Below are 906 nucleotides of genomic sequence, written 5' to 3' on the forward strand. Positions count from 1 at the left end.
GGAAAACCATTCACTCGAACAGAACCTACGCCCTCGCCCTCCGGGGCGCGCACGCTAACCCTAATGTCAAGGTGTCTTGCAAGGACCACCTCGTCAAGGGCCCCCTCGGAATCCCCGAAGAGCTCCTCCTGGATCCAAAGGGGGTGCCAACAGTACAGCGGCACCCCCTCCTCAACCCACACCTGCATCCAACCAAAGATGATCACGGCAACTTCAGTAGGATCCTCGAGTTGAAATGAAACTGCATCGTCGCGATCCCCACTTCCGTCACCTGGAAGACCACGAACACTGCCATATTCTCCGGCAGTTTCCGCATGGCCTTGCTGTCCACCTCGAACCGCACAGCCGCGCTCACACCAGTCACACCATCAGTGTCCTTCGCCGCACCACCATTCATCACCGACGGGCTCACCAGCGAGAAGAACCGATGGTACAACCATCCGTCCCACTGATCATCACTGATCGGAGTCGGAACAGCGGTGATCCCCACGGCAATCGCTTCCGCTGTCGTGATCCCCACTCCTAGCGCACCATCGAACCCATCGAGGGCCGCAGTCGCCAACCCCAAGAAAATACTGCACTCTCCTCGGAGACGGACCATGGTAAGTCCGTCCTGCACAGCCAACGACGTGGAACCATGAAAAGAACTGCCTGTGCTGCTCCGGGACGTCGCACCAATACCTCCCGGCCCTACCGCCCAACTCGTCTGCCGACGGCTACTTATCGGGGTCAGACGGCCCCGGCTTAACCCTCTCAATCGGGCCACTCATTTACCCTCCCCCTTGAAGGAAAACCATTCACTCGAACAGAACCTACGCCCTCGCCCTCCGGGGCGCGCACGCTAACCCTAATGTCAAGGTGTCTTGCAAGGACCACCTCGTCAAGGGCCCCCTCGGAATCCCCGAA

1 protein-coding gene is annotated in these 906 nt (G+C 59.4%); it reads right to left on the reverse strand.

All coding sequences use genetic code 11. The features are described 5' to 3' along the window. Window positions 1-202: 202 nt before the first annotated feature. Complete coding sequence (locus H8711_RS13830) at window positions 203-520, reverse strand: hypothetical protein (protein ID WP_249283905.1); 318 nt, start codon at window positions 518-520, stop codon at window positions 203-205. Window positions 521-906: the final 386 nt, after the last annotated feature.

Source organism: Ligaoa zhengdingensis (assembly GCF_014384885.1).
Lineage (GTDB): Bacteria > Bacillota > Clostridia > Oscillospirales > Ruminococcaceae > Ligaoa > Ligaoa zhengdingensis.